11 protein-coding genes are annotated in these 22,092 nt (G+C 66.8%); 3 read left to right on the top strand and 8 right to left on the bottom strand.

What is annotated here, in order from left to right; all coding sequences use genetic code 11:
• Positions 1 to 32: 32 nt before the first annotated feature.
• Positions 33 to 1,901: a gamma-glutamyltransferase gene (locus J4G12_05175; GenBank protein MCE2455197.1), complete on the bottom strand. Its 1,869-nt coding sequence runs from the start codon at positions 1,899 to 1,901 to the stop codon at positions 33 to 35.
• A gap of 67 nt (positions 1,902 to 1,968) precedes the next feature.
• Positions 1,969 to 5,163 carry a sialidase gene (locus J4G12_05170; GenBank protein MCE2455196.1) on the bottom strand — a complete coding sequence of 1,065 codons (3,195 nt, stop codon included), beginning with the start codon at positions 5,161 to 5,163 and terminating at the stop codon, positions 1,969 to 1,971.
• A 292-nt stretch (positions 5,164 to 5,455) separates the two neighbouring features.
• On the opposite strand from J4G12_05170, the gene J4G12_05165 reads away from it, so the two are divergent.
• From J4G12_05165 to J4G12_05155, 3 genes are all read left to right on the top strand, one after another.
• Positions 5,456 to 6,409 (top strand): DMT family transporter, encoded by a 954-nt coding sequence (locus J4G12_05165; protein ID MCE2455195.1) that lies wholly within the window; start codon positions 5,456 to 5,458, stop codon positions 6,407 to 6,409.
• A 111-nt stretch (positions 6,410 to 6,520) separates the two neighbouring features.
• Positions 6,521 to 7,204 (top strand): TIGR00266 family protein, encoded by a 684-nt coding sequence (locus J4G12_05160; protein MCE2455194.1) that lies wholly within the window; start codon positions 6,521 to 6,523, stop codon positions 7,202 to 7,204.
• 73 nt (positions 7,205 to 7,277) lie between these two features.
• Entirely contained in the window at positions 7,278 to 7,706 is a 429-nt protein-coding gene (locus tag J4G12_05155) for a hypothetical protein (protein ID MCE2455193.1), read from the top strand.
• A 127-nt stretch (positions 7,707 to 7,833) separates the two neighbouring features.
• On the opposite strand, the gene thiC is transcribed toward J4G12_05155, so the two are convergent.
• From thiC to J4G12_05125, 6 genes are all read right to left on the bottom strand, one after another.
• A complete protein-coding gene (gene thiC / locus J4G12_05150; protein MCE2455192.1) occupies positions 7,834 to 9,579 on the bottom strand; it encodes a phosphomethylpyrimidine synthase ThiC in 1,746 nt (581 codons plus the stop codon).
• A gap of 77 nt (positions 9,580 to 9,656) precedes the next feature.
• Positions 9,657 to 10,202 carry a histidine phosphatase family protein gene (locus tag J4G12_05145; protein MCE2455191.1) on the bottom strand — a complete coding sequence of 182 codons (546 nt, stop codon included), beginning with the start codon at positions 10,200 to 10,202 and terminating at the stop codon, positions 9,657 to 9,659.
• A complete protein-coding gene (locus J4G12_05140) occupies positions 10,199 to 13,453 on the bottom strand; it encodes a hypothetical protein (protein MCE2455190.1) in 3,255 nt (1,084 codons plus the stop codon). Before J4G12_05140 ends, J4G12_05145 begins: the two co-directional genes overlap by 4 nt.
• Before the next feature lie 88 nt (positions 13,454 to 13,541).
• Entirely contained in the window at positions 13,542 to 15,032 is a 1,491-nt protein-coding gene (locus tag J4G12_05135) for a hypothetical protein (GenBank protein MCE2455189.1), read from the bottom strand.
• Between the two features lies 1 nt (position 15,033).
• A complete protein-coding gene (locus J4G12_05130; GenBank protein ID MCE2455188.1) occupies positions 15,034 to 16,578 on the bottom strand; it encodes a M81 family metallopeptidase in 1,545 nt (514 codons plus the stop codon).
• A 2,684-nt stretch (positions 16,579 to 19,262) separates the two neighbouring features.
• Positions 19,263 to 21,971 carry a PQQ-binding-like beta-propeller repeat protein gene (locus J4G12_05125; protein MCE2455187.1) on the bottom strand — a complete coding sequence of 903 codons (2,709 nt, stop codon included), beginning with the start codon at positions 21,969 to 21,971 and terminating at the stop codon, positions 19,263 to 19,265.
• Positions 21,972 to 22,092 lie beyond the last annotated feature (121 nt).

The raw sequence follows: 22,092 nt of genomic DNA, 5'->3' as shown, positions 1-22,092 counted from the left end.
GGAAACGTCCCCCGGCCCCTGCCGCGCGACCGCTACTCCCAGACGATCCCGTAGTCGTCACCGTGGTGGCTCGACCCGCCCCAGAAGGTCCCGTGCACCCAGTCGAAGAAAATGGCGTTGATGGGACCGGAGGTGCGGTCCGAGAAGGTCAGATCGTACCCCATCGACTCCAGCTCCGCACGTATCCAGGGCGGGGTCTGCGAGTTCACGAGCATGCGTCCCGGACTCGTGGAGTGATCTCCGAATGAGTTGCGCATCTGGAAAGAGTTGATGTTCGCCGCCTCGGCCGCCTGCTGGACGTTCATCCCGAACTCGACCACGTTCAGGAAGAACTGAAGAAGGTTCTGGTCTTGACCGTCGCCGCCCTGCACCGCGAAGCTCAGGTAGGGCCGCCCGTCCTTGACCGCCATCCCCGGGGTGAGCGTGGCGCGCGGCCGCTTCCCGGGCTCGATGACGTTGTAGGGGTTGTCGGCTTCGTGCACGACGAACGACTGCGCCCGCTGACTCATGCCGATGCCGGTGCGGCCGGCGATCACCGCCGGCACCCAACCGCCGGACGGCGTGATCGAAACCACCCAGCCGTCGGCGTCGGCCGCCTGCACGGAGGTGGTCCCGGCGTAAAAGTCCTCCTCGAATTCCGCCATCGCCTCCGAGCCCGACGCCTCGGTGACGACGCCGGTCCGTTCTCCCCAGCCTTCCAGAAGGTGGGCGAAGGGATTGACGCCTCCCTGGTAGGGATACGGATCTCCCGGACCCGCTTGCGGATCGTTGGCTTCCCAGTCGATCTCTTCCGCGCGCGCTGCGGCGTACTCCTTGGAGAGCAGGCCCCGGACGGGCTCCTCGGGCGGAAAGTAGGGATCGCCGTAGTAGAAGTCGCGGTCGGCGAAGGCGAGATTCATGGTCTGGTAAAGGGCGTGCATGTAGCGGGCGCTGTTGTAGCCCATTCCCCGGAGATCGAAGTTCTCGAGGATGTTGAGCGCCTGGAGCATGACCGGCCCCTGTACCCAGGTGGTCAGCTTGTAGACGTCGACGCCCTTGTAGGAGATGGAGACGGGCTCTTCGATGTGGAGCTGCCAGGCGGCGAGATCCTCCGTCGTGACCGTCGAACCCTCTTCGCGAGCGCCGCGTACGAACTCCTCGGCGATGTCGCCCCGGTAGAAGCGGTCGTAAGCGGCGTAGATGGCCTCCTTGCGACTCTTGCCGGCCTCGAGCGCCTCCGCCTCGGCCTCGACCAGCTTGGCGAGGGTCGCTTCGAGGTCGCTCTGCACGAAGACGGCGCCTTCCTCGGGATCGGCTCCGTCGGGAAAGAAGATGGGACCGGTGTACTTCCACTCCATCATCTCGTCGCGATTGTCCCGGATGCGGCGTACCGCATCGGCCTCGAGCGGATATCCACGCGCCATCTCCATGGCCGGCTCGAGCACTTCGGCGAGCGAGAGCCGTCCCCACTCGGCCACCATGGTCATCAGACCGCCAGGCGTCCCCGGGGTGACCATCGACTCCACTCCGGTCGCGGGCGGAAAATCCATCTCCCGCTCCTTGAAGTATTCGGGCGTCGCCCCGCTGGGAGCGACGCCGAGGGCGTTGATGCCGATCACGCGCTCCTCCCCGGGATGCCATATGAGCGCCTGGGTCTCGCCTCCCCATGAGAGCACGTCCCACATCGTAGCGGTCGCCCCGAGCATGGCCGCCGCCGCGTCCACGGCGTTTCCGCCCTTGTGGAACATGGCCGCACCGGCCGTGGCGGCCATCGGCTTGCCGGTGATCGCGATCCAGTGCTTGCCGTGGAGAACGGGCTTCTGGGTGCGCTGGGCTTCGGCGGAGTCGGCGGCGAGCAGGGTCAGGGCGATGAGCGCGGGGAGCGCGCCGAGAGCGAAAACGCGACGAAAACGGAAGGTCATGGGTTGTCCGGTGGGTGAATGCGTGAAGGTTGGTCCGGAAAGGTCGGACGACTCGGCCGCCCGCTCGTCATGTGATGACGATCATGCCGCGGGCCGCGAGCATGGCGTTCAGGGATTCCAGATCGCCTTCGATCAGATCTTCCAGTCGGAGCAGGTGCGCGTCGAGGGCCGCCTCCAGCCGGGCCTTCACCTCCAGCTCCTGGTCGGTGGGCGGGAAGTCGGCGCCGGAAATGGCCCCGGTAAGGTATCCGATCTTCTGGAGGAGCTTAGCCTCGAAGCGTACCCCGTCCTGGCCTTGGCCGGTGAGGCGCAGATCGACCATCTCCATCTGAAGATCGAAGAGCTTAACCTCCAAATCGGCGATGGCGCGACCGAGTTCTTCGTCTTGGGAAAAGCGTGCGAGCGTGGCGAGCTGGACCCGAATCGCCTCCACGCGTTCCACCGCGTCTCCCGCCGCGACTATTTCCGAGCGCAGATCCCGGAGAAAGGCCACCTGGGCGGCGATGTCGGCTTCGCTCCCCGCCGAATGCGGGTCCTTGAGCACGCGCACCGTCCTTTCATGCGTGTCGTCTCCCACGCGCAGGCGGACGCCGTACTCTCCCGGAGGCATGAGGATCGAAATCCGACGCGCGCCCGGCGCGGGCCTGCCGTCCGCTTCCATGGCGATATGCTCCGCGTAGACCGGCGGCGTCAGAAGTCTGACGGGCCCGTTGGCTTCGTCGCGCAGGTCCCAGTGCACCCGGTTCACTCCGGCATGGTTCGTCCCGGCGACGGTGCGCACCATCTCTCCGCCGGCATCGACGATCTCGATCACGGGGGCCCTCTCCGCCTCGTCGGCGAGCCAGTAGTTGATGGACGCGCCGAATTCGGGATCCTTGCCTTCCGTAGGATCCGAGTAGGGGACCGAGGGCGGCGTGATGGGCCTGAAGCGCCAGGCGTCGCGAGGCTCGAAGAGGTGGGAGGACGACGCAATCACCTCCGGCGTAAGCTGCTGGAACGGTGAGAGATCGTCCAGGATCCAGAATCCGCGCCCGTAGGTGCCGACTACGAGGTCGTTGAATCGTTCCTGCACCACGATGCCCGAGACTGGCGCGTGCGGCAGGTTCTGCTGGAGGGTCAGCCAGTTGTCGCCGGAGTCGAAGGAAACGTGGATGGAGCCTTCGGTTCCGGCGTAGAGGAGGCCGGCGCGGCGCGGGTCCTCGACGATGACCTTGGTGTAGCTCAGCGGTCCGGGCTCGATGCCGTCGGTGATCCGGCTCCAGCTCGCCCCGAAATCGGTGGTTCGGTAGAGATGAGGGTCGCGCACGTTGACCTGGTGTCCGTCGATGGCGACGTAGGCGGTGCCGGCCTCGTGTGTCGACGGCGCGATGCTTCGCACCGCCATCCACTCCGGCATGGCGGGCATGTTGGCGGTCACGTCGGTCCAGCTCTCGCCTGCGTCCCGGGTCACGTGGAGCCTACCGTCGTTGGTGCCCGCCCAGATCAGCCCGGGTCGGATGGGCGACTCGGCGATCCCGAAGACCGTGCCGGCGTACTCCACGCCGATGTTGTCGCCGGTGAGCCCGCCGGAGAGCCCCATGCGGGTGGTGTCGTTGAGCGTCAGGTCTGGACTGACGACCTCCCAGCTCTGTCCGCGGTTCCGGGTTCGATGCACGTGCTGGCTGCCCGTGTACACCGTCTCGTTGTCGTGGGGCGATATGTGGACGGGAGCGTCCCAGATGAAGCGGTAGCGGACCCCCTTGGCGGCGCCCCGGCTCTGCTCCGGCCACACCTCGACCGTACGGAACTGGCGGCGCTCTTCCTCGAAGCGCACGATGATGCCGCCCACCATCCCCGAGCCCGAAGCCGAGGACCAGACTATGTCGGGATCGGTCGGATCGGGGGTGGCCCAGCCGCTCTCGCCGCCGCCCACGTGGTGCCACATCCCGCGCGGGATGCCGGTTATCCGACGCTGGCCCATAATGCGGCTGTTGCTCGGACCGCGGTAGGTGGGTTCGTCCTGCTTGTTGCCGAGAACGTTGTAGGGGATGGCGTCGTCCACGGTGACGTGGTACATCTGGGCGTTCGTGAGCCGCTGACGGAACCAGGTGCGACCGCGATTGATCGAGATCGAAAGCCCCTGGTCGTGAGCGACAATCATCCGGTTAGCGTCGTCCGGGTCGATCCACATGTCGTGGTGGTCGCCGCCCGGAGCCTCGGGGCGCGGGACGATGTCGATGGTGCGTCCACCGTCGGTCGAGACGCCGAAGGAGGCGGTCAGGAAGTAGGCTTCGTCCTCGTCGTCAGGCGAGATGACGATGCGGGAATAGTAGTGAGGCCGACCCATCGCGTTTCGGTTGCGTGTGACGAGCCCCCAGGTCGCGCCGCCGTCCTCGCTGCGCCAGACCTGACCGTCCTCGGTCTCGCGGCCTTCCCAGGGGATGCCGTCACCGGTCTCGAGCATGGCGAAGATGCGGTCGGGGTTGGACGGAGCGACGGCGACGGCGACCTTGCCCACCGGCTTCTCGGGAAGACCGATGCCGTTGCCCGGACCGCTGAGCCGCTCCCAGGTCGTCCCGGCGTCGCGTGACACGTGGAGGCCGCCGCCGGGGCCGCCGCTCGTCCTGCCCCAGGTGCGTATCTCGAGCTGCCAGGTGCCGGCGTAGAGAATTCGCGGGTTGGTGGGATCCATGGCGAGGTCGGAACAGCCCGTGTCCTCGTCGATGAAGAGAACACGCTCCCAGGAGTCGCCGCCGTCCGTGGTGCGGTAGACCCCGCGTGTCTGCTGAGGACCGTAGGCGTGGCCGAGAGCGCAGACCCAGGCGATGTCGGGATCGGTCGGATGAACGAGCAGTCTGGGGATGCGGCCGGTGTCGAGGAGCCCCTTGAACTTCCAGGTTCTTCCGGCGTCTTCGGAGCGGTAGACTCCTGCGCCGATGGAAACGTGCGAGCGAATCTTGCCCTCTCCGGTCCCTACCCAGACGACGTTGGGATCGGAGGGCGCCACCGCGAGCGCGCCGATGGATTGAACCGGCTGGTCGTCAAAGATCGCCTCCCAGTGCACTCCGCCGTCGGTGGTCTTGTAGACCCCGCCCGATGCCGCCCCCACATAATAGGTGTGAGGGTCGTCGTTCACGCCCGCAGCCGCGCTGAACCGGTTGCCCTCGGGGCCGATGTGGCGCCACTCGAGAGCCGACCAGTGCGATTCGGACGGGATCTGAGCGGAGGATCCCGCCGGGAGGGCCGCGCCGACCGCCGCGAGCCAGAGGCAGGCGGCCGTCAGCGGCGCAGCCCGATTGCGGACGTGCGCAAGGCGCGGCTGAGGGACTTGCGGACTGGCAACCGGTGGCCGCGGCTGAATGGGTCGCATGAGGGGCGTCGGGCGTTGGGGTTGAGCGAAAGACTGGGAACGCTGCGGCGTAAGGTGCGGGCTCAACTTAGTTTGCGCCAGCCCGCCGACGCGTCCGTGCCGTGTTCGGGCCTGCCGCCCGCCGGTGTTCCGCGCTGCTTCCGAGCTGTCGGTCACCTTCCCTTCCGGCACCCGGCCCTCGCCCGGCCACCACCCCCTCCATAAGATGACGGTCGACGATCGATTCAAGGCAACCGCACCGGCGCTGATCCTGGTCTCCGTGCTGTGGGGAGCCAATTTCTCGGCGATGAAGGCGTCGCTCGAAGATCTCGACCCGTTCGCCTTCAACGCTCTCCGCTTCCCGCTGGCCTCGCTGACCTTGGGCGTCTTTCTGAAGATGCGCGGACGTCGGCTCCTGCCGCCTTCGCGACGTGCATGGATCCGATCGATCTGGCTGGGGCTCATCGGTCACCTCGGGTACCAGCTCTTCTTCCTGAGCGGCGTGGACCTGACGCTGGCGGGAAACGCCTCCATACTGATCGCGACCACCCCGGTGTGGGTCGTGCTACTCGGTGCCGCATTCGGAAGGGAGCGGTTCTCCATCATGCTCCTGGTCGGGGCGGCGATCTCGCTCTCAGGGGCGTCGATTCTGGTTGCGGGGAGTCGTGGCGCCGAGGACGGCGGCAGCCTGGTCGGCGACCTGCTGGTGCTGGCTGCGGCGCTGGTGTGGTCTCTCTACACCGTCTTCTGCAGGAGGCTCATCAAGCGCCACGGAGCTTTGGAGGTATCGGCCTGGACGATATGGCCGGGAACCGTCGCGCTGCTCCTGTTCGGATTGCCGTCGCTCCTGCGCACCGATTTCACGGCGGTGTCGGCGACCTCGTGGTTCGGCGTCGGATATGCGGGGGTGCTCGGAGTCGCGGTCGCATACTTCATCTGGTACGAGGCCATCCGACGGATCGGTCAGAGCAGGACCGCGCTCTTCGCCAATCTCGTCCCGGTGTCGGCGCTGCTCATCGCCTGGGCGTGGCTCGGCGAGGTACCGGGAATCGTCCAGATCGCGGGAGCCGCGGTTATCTTCCTGGGCGTCGGGTTCGCCGCCCGGGCACCTAGGACTCGGGCCGGCGACAGAGCTCGGAGGCGAGAGGAGGTTCGCAGGAGAACCGGCGACATCGGCTAGTGCGGCTCGGTCGATCGTCGTGACGACCGCGCCGGACTCGAGACCGTCCGCGAACCTCCATGTCCGGTCGCCGCAGGCCTGGCGCCTCGCTCCCATCCAACCACGCGTATCATGCGGCACAGAATCGAATTCGCTCCCAGCTACACCCTTCTCACCATCGAACTCGAACCTCGGGAGTCCGTGAAGGTCGAGCCCGGCGCAATGGTCGCGCAGACGGGCGTCGCCATGAGCACCGGGATGGGCGGCGGGTTCCTAAAGGGCGTTCGCAGGATGATGGGAGGCGAATCCTTCTTCGTGAACACCTTCACGGGCGAGAGCGGTGGAGGTTGGGTGAGCCTGGCTCCACCGGCGCCCGGCGATATCGGGGTGTTCGATCTCGAACCGGGTCGGAATCTCTTCATACAGTCGAGCTCCTTCCTGGCGTGTTCACCGCAGGTCGAGACCGACTCCAAATTTCAAGGCTTCCGCGGCCTTTTCAGCGGAGAGAGCCTCTTCTTTCTCCGCGCCTACTCGGACAGTAGCGAAGGCAAGGTCTTCTACAACTCCTACGGGGCCATCAAGGAGCTGACCGTGACGCCGGAGCGCGAGCTCGTGGTGGATACCGGGCACTTGGTTGCGTTCAGCGACGACGTGGAGTACTCTGTCGGGAAGGTCGGCGGCATCGGATCGCTCGTCGCCGGTGGCGAGGGGTTGGTCATGCGCTTCAGCGGAAACGGCAGAGTTTGGGTGCAGACCCGGAATCTCGGTTCGCTGGCCGACAAGCTCATCCCGTTCATTCCCCAGCGGGGCAAGTAGCTCCCCGGCCGGTGGACAACTCGTGGGACGGAGTCGGCGGTCGACAGCGAAGCCGTCAACCGGGAGGACACGAATGAAGACACAGGACTACTCCAACCACACCCGCCGTCCGTGGAGAACGATCGGCCTTTTCCTGCTGTCCGCCGTGGGTGCGGCGTACTGGGTGATCGAGACCATCGACGACCCGTCGCCGGCCAACTTCATACCCGCCGTTCTCGCGATCGTCCTCACCTACCACGTAAGGTTCGCCCGCCACCACGCGCTGGGAGTGCAGGACAGAGTCATACGGCTGGAGGAACGACTGAGGCTCGCCCGCTTGCTGCCGAATGAGACGGCCTCCCGCATCGAGGAGCTCACCACCGAACAGCTCGTCGGTCTCCGATTCGCCTCGGACGGCGAGGTGGCCGATCTGGTCGGGCGGGTGCTGAACGGCGAGCTCGCCACGCGAAAGGAGATCAAGCAGGCGGTGCGCGAGTGGAGGGCCGACCACCAACGGATCTGATCTCCACGCGGTGGACCCCGCTTCCCACCGAGGCCTCAGCTGCTAGCAGCCCGTGGAAGTCTCCTACGGCAGCACGCCGCTGCATCCGCGCCGGACGATGCGCTCGAGCGAGTTTCGCCGCAGGTCCCTACCCCTCCACTCCGAGGTAGAGCTCGCTCCCCTTAGCCTTGAACTCGTCGGCCTTGGCCCGCATTCCGGCCTCGACCGCCTCCACGGTGTCGAGTCCGTGTTCGGCGGCGAAGCGGCGGATATCGTCGGTGATCTTCATCGAGCAGAACTTGGGGCCGCACATGGAGCAGAAGTGGGCGACCTTCGCACCCTCGGCCGGCAGAGTCTCGTCGTGGTACTCCGCAGCGGTAACGGGGTCGAGAGAGAGGTTGAACTGGTCGCGCCAGCGGAACTCGAAGCGGGCCTTCGAGATGGCGTCGTCCCACTCCTGCGCCCGAGGATGCCCCTTGGCCAGGTCGGCCGCGTGCGCCGCTATCCGATAGGCGATCACTCCTTCCTTGACATCGTCCCGGTTCGGCAGCCCCAGGTGCTCCTTGGGGGTGACGTAGCAGAGCATCGCGGTTCCGTACCAACCGATCTGGGCCGCCCCGATCGCGCTGGTGATGTGGTCGTAGGCGGGGGCGATGTCGGTGGTGAGCGGGCCCAGAGTGTAGAACGGCGCTTCGTCGCACCACTCGAGCTGCTTCTCCATGTTCTCGCGAATCAGATGCATGGGAACGTGGCCGGGACCCTCGTTCATCACCTGGACCCCATGCTCCCATGCGATCCGGGTAAGCTCTCCCTGAACCTTCAGCTCCGCGAACTGCGCGGCATCGTTGGCGTCGGCGATCGAGCCGGGGCGGAGTCCGTCTCCAAGCGAGAAGGAGACGTCGTAGCAGGCCATGATCTCGCAAAGTTCGTGGAAGTTCGTGTAGGTGAAGTTCTCACGATGATGCGCCATGCACCACTTCGCGATGATCGAGCCGCCTCGCGAGACGATCCCGGTCATGCGCTCCGCAGTGAGCGGGATGAAGCGCAGCAGCACGCCGGCGTGCACCGTGAAGTAGTCGACGCCCTGTTCGCACTGCTCGACGATGGTATCCCGGTATGCCTCCCAGGAGAGCTCCTCGGGCACTCCGCCCACCTTCTCCAGAGCCTGATAGATGGGTACGGTGCCGATCGGGACCGGTGAGTTGCGGAGGATCCACTCCCTGGTCTCGTGAATCTTGTCGCCGGTGGAGAGATCCATCACGGTGTCGGCCCCCCAAAGCGTCGCCCAGCGAAGCTTCGAGACCTCCTCGTCGATGGACGAGGACACTGCGGAGTTGCCGATGTTGGCGTTGATCTTCACCTTGAAGTTGCGGCCGATGGCCATGGGCTCGCTCTCAGGGTGATTGATGTTGGCGGGGATGATGGCGCGGCCGCGGGCTACCTCGCTGCGGACGAAATCCGCCTCCAGTCCTTCCCGAAGGGCGACGAATTCCATCTCCGGCGTGATCTCGCCCTTTCGGGCATAGGCCAACTGGGTTATCGGCGAGCGGCCGCGCAGAGCGCCGCCGGAGACCCGGTTACCGGCGGTATCCGTAGCCGGCTCGACGTCCCGTTCGGCGATCCAGGCTTCGCGCATGCGGGGCAGACCTTGACGCGGGTCGCCGCCCGGAGGTCCGCTGGTGTCGTAGACCCGCAGCGGCGGCTCCGGCTCCGCCAGGGTGATCTCGCGCATCGGCACTCGGACTCCCCGCGTTCCCTCGACGTGGATCTTGCGGGAGTTGGGAAAGGCGTCCGGGTAGTCGGTGCCGGTGTCGGCCGTGTGGCTGGAGACCAGCGACCGCCCGTTCTTCGAGGTGCGCCCGTTCAGACCGGGGCGACTTTTGGTGGGGATCATACCTTGAAGCTAGCCCCGACGGACATGGGGTCAAGGGTGCGGGGAGAGAACCCGCGGAGTCCTGACGCCGCAGTCGGCTACGGACCGCTCAGTCCGAAGCGCAGCAGGGTGGTGACCGGTTCGGCGCCCGGTACGATCACGACCACATAGAGGCGGTCGTACTCGTCCTCCGCAATCTCTCCGTGAGGGTCTCCTCCCAAGGCGCGGACCAGCGCGGGCGTGGTATTCGAGTGGCCGGATACGAAGTGGCGTCCCGGCGTCGCCTTCAGCAGCTCGGCGAAGGCCGCGAGGGCGAAGGGGTCGTAGACGGCGAGCGGCGCGTCGTGGGCCTTTGCGAGCGGATCGGCAGTCTGCCGGGTGCGGCGAAGATCGGTGGTGTGGACTTGGGTGAGTCCGGCGTCGGTGAGCACGTGCAGGAGCGCCTCCACCCGTGCGACGCCTTCGGGGCTGAGAGGAGGATCGCGGCTGTCGTCGGCTCGTTCGGCATGGCGAGCCAGGTAGACGACGACCGCCTCGTCCGTCGCCTCCTGACCATGAGCCTCGGAAGATGCCGGGCCAAGAGCGGCGACCGCGATCGTCGCGGCGACCGCCGCCCGAACCCGAGATCGAGCGCCGATTTTCAATTCGAGGGCTCGGGTATCACGATCTCCTCGACGAAGACCGTGTCGGCGACCGCCAGCGAGATGGTGTAGACCCCCGGCTCCACCACCGGAGCCGGTCCGCCACCGCCACCGCGACTGCGGAACCGCCCCATGATCTGGCTCACGCTCGAACCCGGCATCAGAAGCTGTGCGATCTCCCGCATCTGAGCGAAACCGCCGCCGGCTCCTCCGCGGCCCTGCACCCTGCCCGGCGGCGATTCGCCGGGCCTCTCCTGGAAACGTTCGGCGTCGCCGAATTCGACCGAGCCGCCGCCACCGCCTCCACCACCGCCGCGAACCACCACCTCGCCGCGGCCCCTTTGAGTCAGCATGTTGAGGACCCGGTCGACATCGGCTTCGTCCCACTCTTCCGCCAGCAGAGAGTCCTTCAGCACCTCGGCCCTCGCCTGCAAACGCTCGCGTTCGCGCTCTTCGTAAGGCGAAGGTTCCGTCTCGGCAACCTCCTCGGGCATCCCGCGCAGATTCCAGCCTACGCGATGGAGCCCGGCGGTCAACTGGCCTCCCAGAGTCCGCACCACCTCTCCGCTTTCGTCCTTGATCTCGATCCGGAGGCGGTTGGCCTCGACCCGATCCCGGGGCGATGCATCTTCGGGAAGGTCCGCCGCCGCCATGTCTCGGCCTCGCTCGACCAACGATTCGGAGAGATAGTATTCGATCACCGCGTCGGTGCCCGGGCTCGGCCTTGACCACCACCGCTGCCCGGTGGACTCTCCACCCCTGGCCCGCGTTCTGAACCGGGCGGGCGGGGCTGGTGCGAACATGCCGCCGGAGGCGATGACGTCGCTGGTCATCCCCTGCAGCGCGGCGATACCCACGACCCAGATCGAGCGTCCGTGCGTTCCGGCCACGAGCTCCTTGTCCCTCGGATGCACCTCGAGGTCGTGGACCGGCACCGCAGGCATGCCGTGCATGAAGCGCTGCCAGACCGCTCCGCGATCGGTGGAGACGTAGGCGCCCACGTCCGTGCCGACGAAGAGAAGGTGCGGGTTCACCGGATCCTCCTCGATCACGTGCACGAAATCGGCCTTGCCGGTGGGCAGGTTGGACGAGATGGAACGAAAACTGGCTCCGTTGTCGTCCGAAACGTAGGCGTAAGGGGTGAAGTCGTTCGTGCGATGGTTGTCGAAGGCGACGTAAATGCGGTTCACATCGTGGTTGGACGCTTTGATCCGGCTCACGTAGGTGCCGGCGGGCACGCCTTCGAAGCGACCGGTCAGCTCGGTCCAGTCGGCGCCGTCGTTCTCCGTCATCCATACCCGGCCGTCGTCGGTACCGGCGAGGAGCTTGCCCGCCATCAGCGGGGACTCGTCTAGGGCCACCACGGTGGCGTAGGCCTCGGCGCCGGTCACGTCAGGGGTGATCCCGCCCGTGGTCTCGGTCGCGACAGCGATCTTCTCCGCGTCGGCGTAGCTTAGATCGGGCGAGATGATCCGGAGATCGTCGCCCCGGTCTTCGCTCTTCATCACCCGGTTGCCTGCGGCGTAGAACCACTCCCGGTCGTGCGCCGACTGTAGAAAGGGCGTGTTCCAGTTGAAGCGCATGATCGAGTTGGCGGAATCGCGGGTCGCCTCCTCGCGAAGCCTCACTATGCGGGGATCGTCCTCGGCAGCGCCGTCTTCCGTGAGCAGCACGATGGTGTCCTGCTTGGCGAGCCAGCCGTCGCGCCAGTTCGGACGCTGGATCGAGGTCCGATTCCTGGTGGCGAGGTTCAGCCGTCCCATGTTGCCGCCCTGCGACTCCGACCAGACGATGTCGTGGTCGACGGGATCCTGCGCAGTCACGAAGCCGTCTCCGCCGCTGATCGTCGCCCAGTGGTACTTCGAGATCTGTCCGTTGGCGACCCGGCTCGGCCCGCACCAGGTCCCGTTGTCCTGGAGTCCGCCGCAGATGCGGTAGGGGGTGTCCATGTTCAGGGAGATGTCGTAGAACTGGCCCAGCGCCATGGTGTTCAGGTAGTCCCAGTTGCCTCCCTTGTCGTAGCTGATGGCCACGCCGCCGTCGTTGCCGACCACGATGCGCTCAGGGTCGTTGGGATCGATCCACATCGCGTGGTGGTCGACGTGGACGGCGTTAGTCGTGGTACCGTAGGTCTCGCCGCCGTCGTCGGAGTACCGGACCGGGGTCGAGGAGAAGTAGACCCGGTTCTCGTCCTGCGGGTCGACCCGTACCTGCGAGTAGTAGAAGGGACGGGTGTTGACGCTGTTGCGCTTCTCCCAGGTCGCGCCGCCGTCGGTCGACCGATAGAGGCCGTTGCCCGCGTTGCCGGTGGTTTCGCCTTCGCCGCGGGCTTCGACCATCGCGTACATCACATCCGGATTGGAAGGGGCCATGGCAAGACCGATGCGTCCTTTTTCGGCGGTCGGGAAGCCGTCGCCCGTGACCTCCGTCCAGGTGTCCCCTCCGTCTTCGGTTAGCCAGAGCCCGGAGCCCGGCCCTCCGCTCTTGAGGAAATACGGCCCGCGCACCCGCTCCCAGCTCGCCGCGAAGAGCCGGTCCGGGTCGCGCGGATCCATGACCACGTCCACGAAGCCCGCGGTTTCGCTGATGAACTTGACGAGCTCCCAGGTCTCGCCGCCGTCCCGGGTCCTGTAAAGCCCTCGCTCGGGGTTGGAGCCCCAGATGTGACCGAGCGCCGCGACATGGACAATGTTCGGGTCGGTCGGATGGATGACGATGCGGCCGATGACCTCGGTGGCCTCCAGACCCATCAGCTCCCAGGTCTCGCCGCCGTCCTCGCTCTTGAAGATGCCTCCGCCCGGCGAGATGGAGTTGCGCGAATCCTCCTCGCCGCTCCCGGCCCAGATGACGTCGGGATTGGAGGGAGCGATTGCGATGTCGCCCATGGAGACCACGCGCTCGTCGGTCCAGATCTGTTGGAAGGTGGTGCCGTTGTTGGTGGTCTTCCAGATGCCCCCGGCCGCGGCCGCGACATAGAAGGTCTTGGAGGGCCCGGGGATGCCCTCCACGTCGGTCACCCGCCCGCCCATGTTGACCGGTCCCACAGAACGCCAGCGGAACTCCTCGACGAGTTCGCCTAGAGGTGTGTTGAGCTGGGCCTGTAGGACGCCGCCAGGAAGTGTTGCGGCGATGAGCGGAAAGGCGATGATGGTTGAGAGTCGGAGTCTGCGTGGAAGCATGATGCTGGAAGAGCCGAAGGAAAAGTGCCGGCGAGCGAGGCTCGCGGTCTCGAAACCCGTCTGCAGCTCCCTCATTCGAGGGACAGCCCCCAATTGACAGGAGCGGGTCGGTAAGTGTTGAAGCGGCAAATGCCTTGCGGTCCACGGTTTTGTCCGCGGGCCGCTACTGGAACCGGAGCCGCCATATCCGTCCCTCGGCGCCCACCGCCCACCCGACCCGGTCGCCCGGTGCGAACTCGACCGCCCAGGCGGCGACACCCGCGAGCGCCGTCCAGCTCTCGCCGCGATCCTCGGTATAGGCTGCCCCTGCGGGCGAGACGGCGAGCACGATCTCGCGTCCGTCGACCAAGGCCGCGGCGCTGCCGTAGACCGCGCCGGAGATGGGCGCGTTCGCTACCGGCCGCCAGTTGCCCCCGCCGTCGCTGATGGCGGCGTTGGCGAGCACGTCCTCTGCGGCGTAGTCGCCGCCCAGGGCCATGACCCGGGCTTCCTTCCCGTCTGAGAGTACCGCAAGTGTGTACACGCCCGCGCTGGGGCCGCGGGCCAGGTCGACCTCCGCAGCCGTCCAGGTCGAGCCGTAGTCGTCCGTGGCCAGGACCCGCGCCGAGCCGCCGGCCCCGGTGCCGATCCAACCTCGGCCGTCCTCGCCTGCCCGAGCGCAGGTTCCGCTAGCGGCGAAGCCTCCCTCGCCTTCGTTCGCGGGCGGCAGGGCGTCTCGGGGAACCCGCCTCCAGCTCCCACCCCCGTCGTCGGTCGAGAGCACGTAGGGCGAGCCGTCGAAGGAGTCTCCATAGGCGAAACCGCGTTCATCGTCCCAGAAGTCGAGACAGTCGAGAAAGCCCTCCGGGTGGTCCATCAGGAAGGCGAGCGCCCAGCTCTCACCCCCGTCGTCGGTGCGATAGATTCGGGAGGCGGAGCCCGAACCCGCGCTCATCGCGACCGCGCCGCGAGCGGAGAAGGCGTGGATGTCCCTGAACTGGAGGGAGTCTCCGGAAGGTCCGCCTCGGCGCTCCCAGCTCTTGCCGCCGTCGAGAGTCACCAGTACTGCTCCTGCGTGGCCGCTGGTCCACACCACTTCCGCCGATACCGGGCTCACCGCCTGCAGCACCGCGTCGGTCCCCGATTCGAGCTCCTCCACCTCCGGGTCGGACGGTGCGCCTCCGCCCGCAGCCGGGTCCCCTTCCCGACCGACGTATTGGGTAGTGAACGGCCCTGTGCCGTGCACCTGCACCACGGTAAGCTCCTCGAACCACATGTACGCGGCGACTCCGGCGCCGACCGCCACATAGCTGCCGGGACCGTACGCCGTGCCCTTGCCCTTGTCGAACGTCTCGCCGAAGCCCAGGTGGAGCGTCCCTGAGAGCACGGTCAAGTGCTCGGTGGCGGGATTGGTGTGCGGAGCCATCTCGAACCCCGGTCGGGTCTCGATGCGGAAGGCGAACTGTCCGGGTTCCGAGGAATTTCCGTAGAGCGTCGCGAAGCGCATGTCTCCGCTTCCCTGCCAGTCGAGCGAGTCCGCGGGAACGATGACGTTCATGGAGTCCTCGGCGACTTGCGAACCCGCTGCCGGCCCCAACTGCGCCGACAACGCGAAAAGGACGCCGACGGCGGCCTGCGCTGCGGCGAAGCGTCCGGACGGACTGGATCCCGGCATTCTACCTCCTGGCTTCCGGTACGCCGTAGGGGTACATGGTCGACAGCTCCACGTTCTCGTAGGTGAGGGCGTCGAGATAGCGCGTGCCGACAAAGGGTTCGGGCGCGTCGACGACGAGGATGGTGGGCGCGTATCCGGTCTCGTGGAAGCCTCTGCGGAAGTGCACGCGCGACTTGACCACGAAGACGTCGTAGTCGGCGAGATCGACGTCGCCGAACTCGAAGGCGTGGGGGTTCGTGATCTGGGTGTAGGCCGGCGCCAGAACGACGAGATTTCCGTCGCCGTACTCGATCGCGGCGGTGTAGTCGTAACCCGCCCACGGCCCGAGGTATCGTATCCGCCCCCGCACATGGTAGGGTTCGCCCCCCGACGGCGTGAAGCCCCCGACGGCCCCGTCGAAGTCGTCGCCCGCCCGCGCGCCCGCCTCCTCCAGCGAATCCAGCGCCGCCGGAGAGGTGATCGCCCCGTACAGCGCTCGGCCGATCCCCTCCGAGTCGAAGGCGCGGATGATGTGCGTGGCGTCGCCCGGGCGGTCCGAGTAGTCGCCCACCGCGATCGGAATCCGCCCCTCCGCCACAGCCTCCCTCGCAAGCCGAGCGGCCTCGGTCGGAAGGGGCAGGTGGACTCCGGCGAAGTCTTCGCGCACGCGCCAGATGTAGTCGCTCATGTCGTCGGCGATCTCGTCGGCGAGCTCCTGATCACCGTTGGTCATGACCTGCACGGTCGCTCCCAGATCGGGGACGTCGGACCACGGAAAGCCGAAGAAGACGCTGACGAAGGCGTCCGGGGTTCGGTTCTCCCAGCGGCGGGCCCGTTCCATGATTTCGCTCGCCGGAGGCGCGCCCGTCCACTGGAGGACGGTCGGAGTGACGACCCCCGGCTTGCGGGTCGCGGTCGTGGGCTCGTAGTCGCCGTTCATGGTCCGGTGCAGAGCCCGCGCGGCGCGTTCGCCCTGGAGCGCGGCGTCGTAGTGCGGAAAGCGCTTGGTCACGAACGAGAAGTCGGCGTAGGCCAGGAACGCCTCGTCCTCATTGCCGTGCAGGTCGAAGGTGGCGGCGATGGGCACGTCCGGGCCCACCACCTCGCGGAAGCGACGGGCGATCTCGGCCTCCGGATGCGCAACGTCGCGGACGGCGAGCGCACCGTGAAGAGCCAGGAAGACGCCGTCGACGGGCATGGCGGCTTCGAGCTCCTCGATCATCCCTCCCACGAAGGTCTCGAAGGACTCGAGCGTGCTCCACGACCGGGACGAACCCCCGAAGAGCGCGTCCGGCGAAGTGAGCCCGATCAGCTCCATGTCGCCGTAGTCGCGGGCCTGCGCCGCGAAGCCCCGGACGTAGGAACCACCGGCGTCGATCAGCTCGGTTCCGGATAGGAGCGGGCCGAGGACGGTCCAGTCCTCGGTGGGAGCGTCGCCGCCTGGACAGAAGGTGCAGGTCTCCTGCTGGAACTTGGCGACGGCCACTCGGAAGGAGGGTTCCTCCGGGCCGGAGCACCCTGCGAGCACGGCTAGGCAAAGAGCCGGCGCGGAAGCGAAGCGGCTCATGGCTTCAACCCTCCGGGGCCACCAGCTTCACCGATGCGTCGTCGGGATCGACCGGGTCCATCCCCAGTCTCTCCAGCTCGCGATTGAGCGCCGCCAGCTCGCTCGTCCAGACTTCGTCCAACGCGGCGAGGTACGAGGAGAGCCGCTCGTCCATGATCTCGAAGGCGTCGTACATGCCGGAACCGGGGCGTCCGTCGCCACGCTCCGACATCGAAAGCAGGTTGGCCAGACGGTTGTTGACCTTGATCGGGAAGTTGAGCGGGTCCTGATTCGAGCGATTTCGGACCTGGTAGATGTCGGCCTCGATCGCCGAAGCCGCCGCCACGAAAACTGCGGCCGCCCGGGCCAGCCCCTCCTCGTCCGAACTTTCCAGCCGCTCGCCGGTCTGAACCTTGGCGCGACGGATCGCGATCACGGCCTCATTGGCGTCGTTCACCCGGTCCCTGATCATCGAACCGAACTCGAACTGCGCGACCATGTCCTCCGTGCTCACGTCGATCCAGGGATGAGGACGCACGACGATCTCGGCGGCGTGCCGATCGCCGTCCACGACGAGATCGACGCCGTAAGTACCGGGCGGCACCACGGGAGCCATGGTGCGAACGCCCCAGAGGATCATGCCGGGGAAGCTCGCGGCGGGATCGGTGCGCAGATCCCATTCCAGCGTGTTGAGCCCCGTTTCCGTCGGCAGCGGAGCGGAGGACCAGCGATCCCTGTCTTCGTCTTCGCGGGCAGCTTCGAAGCTGCGCAGCACCCTGCCCATGCCGTCGGTGATCTCCAGCCTCGCGCTCTCCGGTTCCTCGGCCAGCCAGAACGAGATCCGGGCTCCATTGGCGGATCGGAACGCGTCGGCGGGCTCGAAGAGGCGGGCGGACTCCCCCGTGAGCTCTCCCGAGTACTGCCTGATCGGCCCCATGTTGTCGAGCACCCAGAAGCCGCGCCCGTGGCTCGCGATCGCCAGCTCGTCGTGCTCGACGATGAGATCGACCACGGGAAGGTCCGGAAATCCCGGGTTGAGCTCCTGCCAGTTGTCGCCGTCGTCGTAGGAGATGTAGACGCCGTGCTGGGTACCCGCGTAAAGCAGCCCCTCGCGGTTCGGATCCTCGCGTACGACGTGGACGTAGGCGTCGTCGCGGACGCCGTTCACGATCTTCGTCCAAGAGGCCCCGTAGTCGTCGGTGCGCCAGATGTAGGGCGAGAAGTCGTCGAGGAGCGGCCGACGAACCGATACGTAGGCCGCGCCTGCGTCGAAGGCCGACGCGTCGATCTGACTAACCCTTCCGAAATCGGGCATGTCGGGCGGGGTCACGTCGGTCCAGGTCTCGCCGCCGTCGCGGGTAACGTATACGAGCCCGTCATCGGAACCCGTCCAGATCACGTCGATGTCCACCTTGCCCGGGCCCACGGAGAAGATGGTGGCGTAGACCTCGGGACCGTTCATGTCGCCGGTGATCGGGCCGCCGGAATGGCCCAGGGTCGTGGGATCGGCGCGGGTGAGGTCGTCGCTCAGCGCCCTCCAGCTGTCTCCATTGTCGCGACTCTCCCAAAGACGGTTCGAGGAGGTGTAGAGCAGGTTCGGATCGAGCGGCGAGAAGATGATCGGGAAGGTCCACTGCCAGCGCTCGACCATGTCGATGGCCGGTTCGCCCGAGTAGAACCACGGGAAGGGCACGACCTCCCTGGAGGTGCCCAACCTCCGGTTGAACCGGTCGATGTAACGTCCGTTGTTGGTGCCGCTGAAGAAGACGTCCACGTCCTTCGGATCGGGAGCGATGTAGCCGGGCTCGCCGCCCCCGGCCCGATAAGCCACGTTCATCGATCCCTCGGTGACCGAGATCGGGAGGGTCCGGGCCTCGTAGCTGCCGTTGTCGTCGCCCCGACCGGCGTTCCACTGCGACGGCAGGCAGAGCGTGGAGTTGTCCTGCTGCGATCCGCACACGTGGAAGGGGACGTGAGCGGTGGTCACCGCGTGATAGAACTGCGAGGTGCTGAACTCCTGGTCGGTCCAGCGAGCGCCGGTCTCGAAGCTGACCGCGCCTCCGCCGTCGTTGGCCACGACCAGGTGAGCAGGGTCCTCCGGGCTGATCCAGAGATCGTGAAAGTCGCCGTGGGTGCCGTTGTTGATGACTTCGTAGCTGGCACCGCCGTCCTCCGAGCGGAAGAAGGAGGTGTTCTGAACATAGACGACGTCCTCGTCGTGGTGATCCGCGAAGACGTGGGTGTAGTAGAAGGCCCGCTGACGTATGCGGCGCTCGTTGTTGACGAGCTCCCAGCTGTCGCCGCCATCCTCGCTCCTGAAGAGACCGCCGTCCTCGTGCTCGAAGAGGGCGAAGACCCTGTCGGAATTCGCCGAAGAGACCGCCAGCCCGATCCGGCCCACCACGCCTTTGGCGGGCATCCCGGGGTTCCGGGTGATCTCGGTCCAGGTGTCGCCGCCGTCCTCGCTCTTGAACATCCCGCTCCCCGGACCGCCCGACGCCATCGTGTACTCCTTGCGGAAGGCCTCCCAGAGCGCGGCGTAGAGAATATCCGGGTCGTTCCTGTCGACGACGATGTCGATAGCGCCGGTGCGTTCGTCGCGGTAGAGGATCTTCTCCCAGGTGTCGCCGCCGTCCTCGCTCCTGAAGACTCCCCGCTCCTCGCTGGGCGCACCGTATTTCCCGAACGAGGCGACGTAGACGATGTCAGGGTCGGTGGGATGGATGCGGATTTTGGAGATGCCGTGAGACTCCCCGAATCCGACGTGCTCCCAGGTCTCGCCCGCGTCGCGGCTGCGGTAGACTCCGTCGCCGGGGAGGATGTTGCCGCGGATGCAGGTCTCGCCCGTGCCGATGAACACGAGGTCCGGGTCGGTCTCCGCGACCGCCACCGCTCCCACGCTGGCGGTGGTGATCTTGAAGTCGGTGACCGGGAACCAGTTCTCGCCTGCGTCGGTCGTCTTCCAGAGCCCGCCGCCCGTGGCTCCGAAATAGCTCTCCATGGGCCGGCCGACGACCCCGCTGACCGCGATCGAGCGACCTCCCCGGTCGGGGCCGAGGTTGCGCCAGTGGTATCCGGCAAGGAACGCCGAGTCGACGACGGGAGCCTCCTGGGCGGACGACGGTGCGCCGATGGAGACCCCGAGTAGGGCGAACGCGAGGATCCGGAGCGAGATGAGAGACCGGATCGAGGAGATGCTGATTCTGGGCATGGGGTGCGGGTATGGGTGGTTGCGTCGGAGATGGTGATCCGTTGCAACCTAGATCGCCAGGGCCCCGGTGTCCAACGCGGTGAAGGCGTGCCCGGACGGGAAGCCCACGCCCGCACCTCCATCCGGGATCCTGCCCGCAGCCAGGTCGCAAGGCGGCGACCACTCTCGGCCATCCCCATCCATCAGCTCGGCGGCGCCTCAACGCCACCAGCCGCCCCGGACGGCCGACCTGGACCACCACGTACTGCCGTCCTTGGTGGCTGTAGGTCATCATGCCGTACTGCCCCGCGCCGGGCATGCGGACCGTCCCCACTTTCTCGCCGGTGCGTTTGTCGTAGGCGTTGAGGACAGGGGGACCGCTCGATCCTTCCGTCGCATAGAGCAGGTCGCCCGCCACCATCTGGATCGAAAGACCTCCGCCACCCGCCCGCGAGAGGTCGACACCCTGAGTGGCCGGGTGCCCTCGGATCCCGTCCTCCACCTGCCCTATCGGGATCCACCACAGACGCTCCCCGGTGTTCATGTCGAAGGCCGAGAGCCGGTTGTAGGGCGGCTGGGGAATCGGGAGCCCCTGAACCCGCGGCAGCCCACCTCCCGGACCGGCCACCCATTCGGCGATGGTGACCCCAGTGGTCTTCGGATCCTCGGGATCGTCGGCGTCGACGCCCGCCGTCAGCCGTCCCCCGCTGCAGTTGCGCCGATGCGAGGCGTAGAGAATGCCGGTCGTGGGATCGAGCGTGGCGGGATGAGTGATGTTGAGACCGCCGTAGCAGCGGATGTTCTCCTCGACAGGGCCGCCGTATCCCTCGTGGAGGCGCGGAAGGAAGGGACCGTCGACCCGGTAGCGCTTCAGAATCCTCATAGCCTCGGCGCGGATCTCCGGGGTGAAGTCGACGACCTCGGAGGATGGCAGCCCGAGAGGTTCCATGGGTTCGGGTCGGGTCGGCACCGGCTGGGTGGCCGCCGTCCAGTTTCCCGGCACCTCGGTTTGCGGTACCGGAACCTCCTCGATGGGCCAGACCGGCTCGCCGGTGGTGCGGTCGAAGACGAAGATCAGACCGGTCTTCGTGGTCTGCACGACCGCCTCCACGGTCCTGCCGTCCACGGTCAGGTCCACCAGAATGGGCACGTTGGGCAGGTCGTAGTTCCACTGGTCGTTGTGGACGATCTGATAGTGCCAGACCCGCTCGCCGCTCGCCGCGTCCAGAGCTATCACGCTGGTGGAGAAGAGATTGTGGCCGGGCCGGAAGCCTCCGAAGTAGTCGATGGTGGGAGGGTTGGTGGGAATGTAGACGATCCCGCGTTCGTGATCGGCCGACAAGGGCGCCCACGAGGAGACGTCGCCGGTGTAACTCCAGGCTTCGTTCTCCCAGGTCTCGTGGCCGACCTCCCCCGGCCGCGGCACCACGTGGAACTTCCACCTGAACTCGCCCGTGCGCGCGTCGAATCCCAGGATGTCGCCAGGTACGTTCTCGATACGGGTCTGGTAGTAGCCCTGCTCCGCCGAGTTGCCGACGACCACCACGCCGTTCACCACGATGGGCGGCGAGGAGGTGGTTATGTAGCCGAGATCCCTTGGAATGCCGAAGTCGTTGTCGTACTCGCCGCCCCAACTCTCCCAGGGGCCCCAGCCTTCCAGCAGCGGTGGGAGCATGTCGACCACGCCCGTCTCCGGAAATCCCGGCAGGTCCACCCTATTCCCGAACCCTTCCACGTGACGCCCGGTCTCCGCGTCGATCGCGTGCAGGAAGAACGCCGCCGACGTGTAGTAGACGACCCCTCTCCCGTCGATCTCTCCCCAGGCCACGCCCTTCCCGTAGTTCTGGCGCATGGAGCGTTCCCAGCGCGTGGTGTTGGGCTCGCGATAGGTCCACAGCGTCTCCCCGGTCGCCGGATCGATGGCGGCCACGGTGCGGCGCAGTCCGGCTACCGTGTAGAGGATGCCGTTCACGTAGATCGGCGTCGACTTCATCTGTTGATCGACCTCCGGACCGAAGTTGTCGGCCCGCCACACCCACGCCGTCTCTAGCTCGTCGAAGTTCGCGGCGTCGATCTGATCCAGCGGCGAGTAGCGGGTGCCCCAGGCGTCGGCGCTCTGGAAACGCCACTCTCCTACCGGGTTTCGCCTGTCCTGAGCGGCCGATGCGACGGGAAGGAGCACGGATAGAAGGGCTGCGACGACGATAGCGCGGTAAAGAAACACGGGCTTTCCGGTGGTCGGGAGAGTCTGGGCTGCGCCCAAGCGTTATCGAACAAGCTTGCCAGATCCCGGACCGCCGCGCAAATCCCGCACCGTCGCTACGCCACCGCTCGGCTATCCGGGA

It is taken from the genome of Gemmatimonadota bacterium, assembly GCA_021295815.1.
GTDB lineage: Bacteria > Gemmatimonadota > Gemmatimonadetes > Longimicrobiales > Gaopeijiaceae > JAGWBQ01.
This window is presented reverse-complemented; position numbering and strand designations above follow the sequence as displayed.

Excerpts from the sequence above, each read along its gene's own strand:
- J4G12_05160 (MCE2455194.1), top strand. The coding sequence starts at position 6,521 with ATGCGGCACAGAATCGAATTCGCTCCCAGCTACACCCTTCTCACCATC.
- J4G12_05165 (MCE2455195.1), top strand. The coding sequence starts at position 5,456 with ATGACGGTCGACGATCGATTCAAGGCAACCGCACCGGCGCTGATCCTG.
- J4G12_05155 (MCE2455193.1), top strand. The coding sequence starts at position 7,278 with ATGAAGACACAGGACTACTCCAACCACACCCGCCGTCCGTGGAGAACG.
- thiC (MCE2455192.1), bottom strand. The coding sequence starts at position 9,579 with ATGATCCCCACCAAAAGTCGCCCCGGTCTGAACGGGCGCACCTCGAAG.
- J4G12_05175 (MCE2455197.1), bottom strand. The coding sequence starts at position 1,901 with ATGACCTTCCGTTTTCGTCGCGTTTTCGCTCTCGGCGCGCTCCCCGCG.
- J4G12_05135 (MCE2455189.1), bottom strand. The coding sequence starts at position 15,032 with ATGCCGGGATCCAGTCCGTCCGGACGCTTCGCCGCAGCGCAGGCCGCC.
- J4G12_05140 (MCE2455190.1), bottom strand. The coding sequence starts at position 13,453 with ATGAGGGAGCTGCAGACGGGTTTCGAGACCGCGAGCCTCGCTCGCCGG.
- J4G12_05130 (MCE2455188.1), bottom strand. The coding sequence starts at position 16,578 with ATGAGCCGCTTCGCTTCCGCGCCGGCTCTTTGCCTAGCCGTGCTCGCA.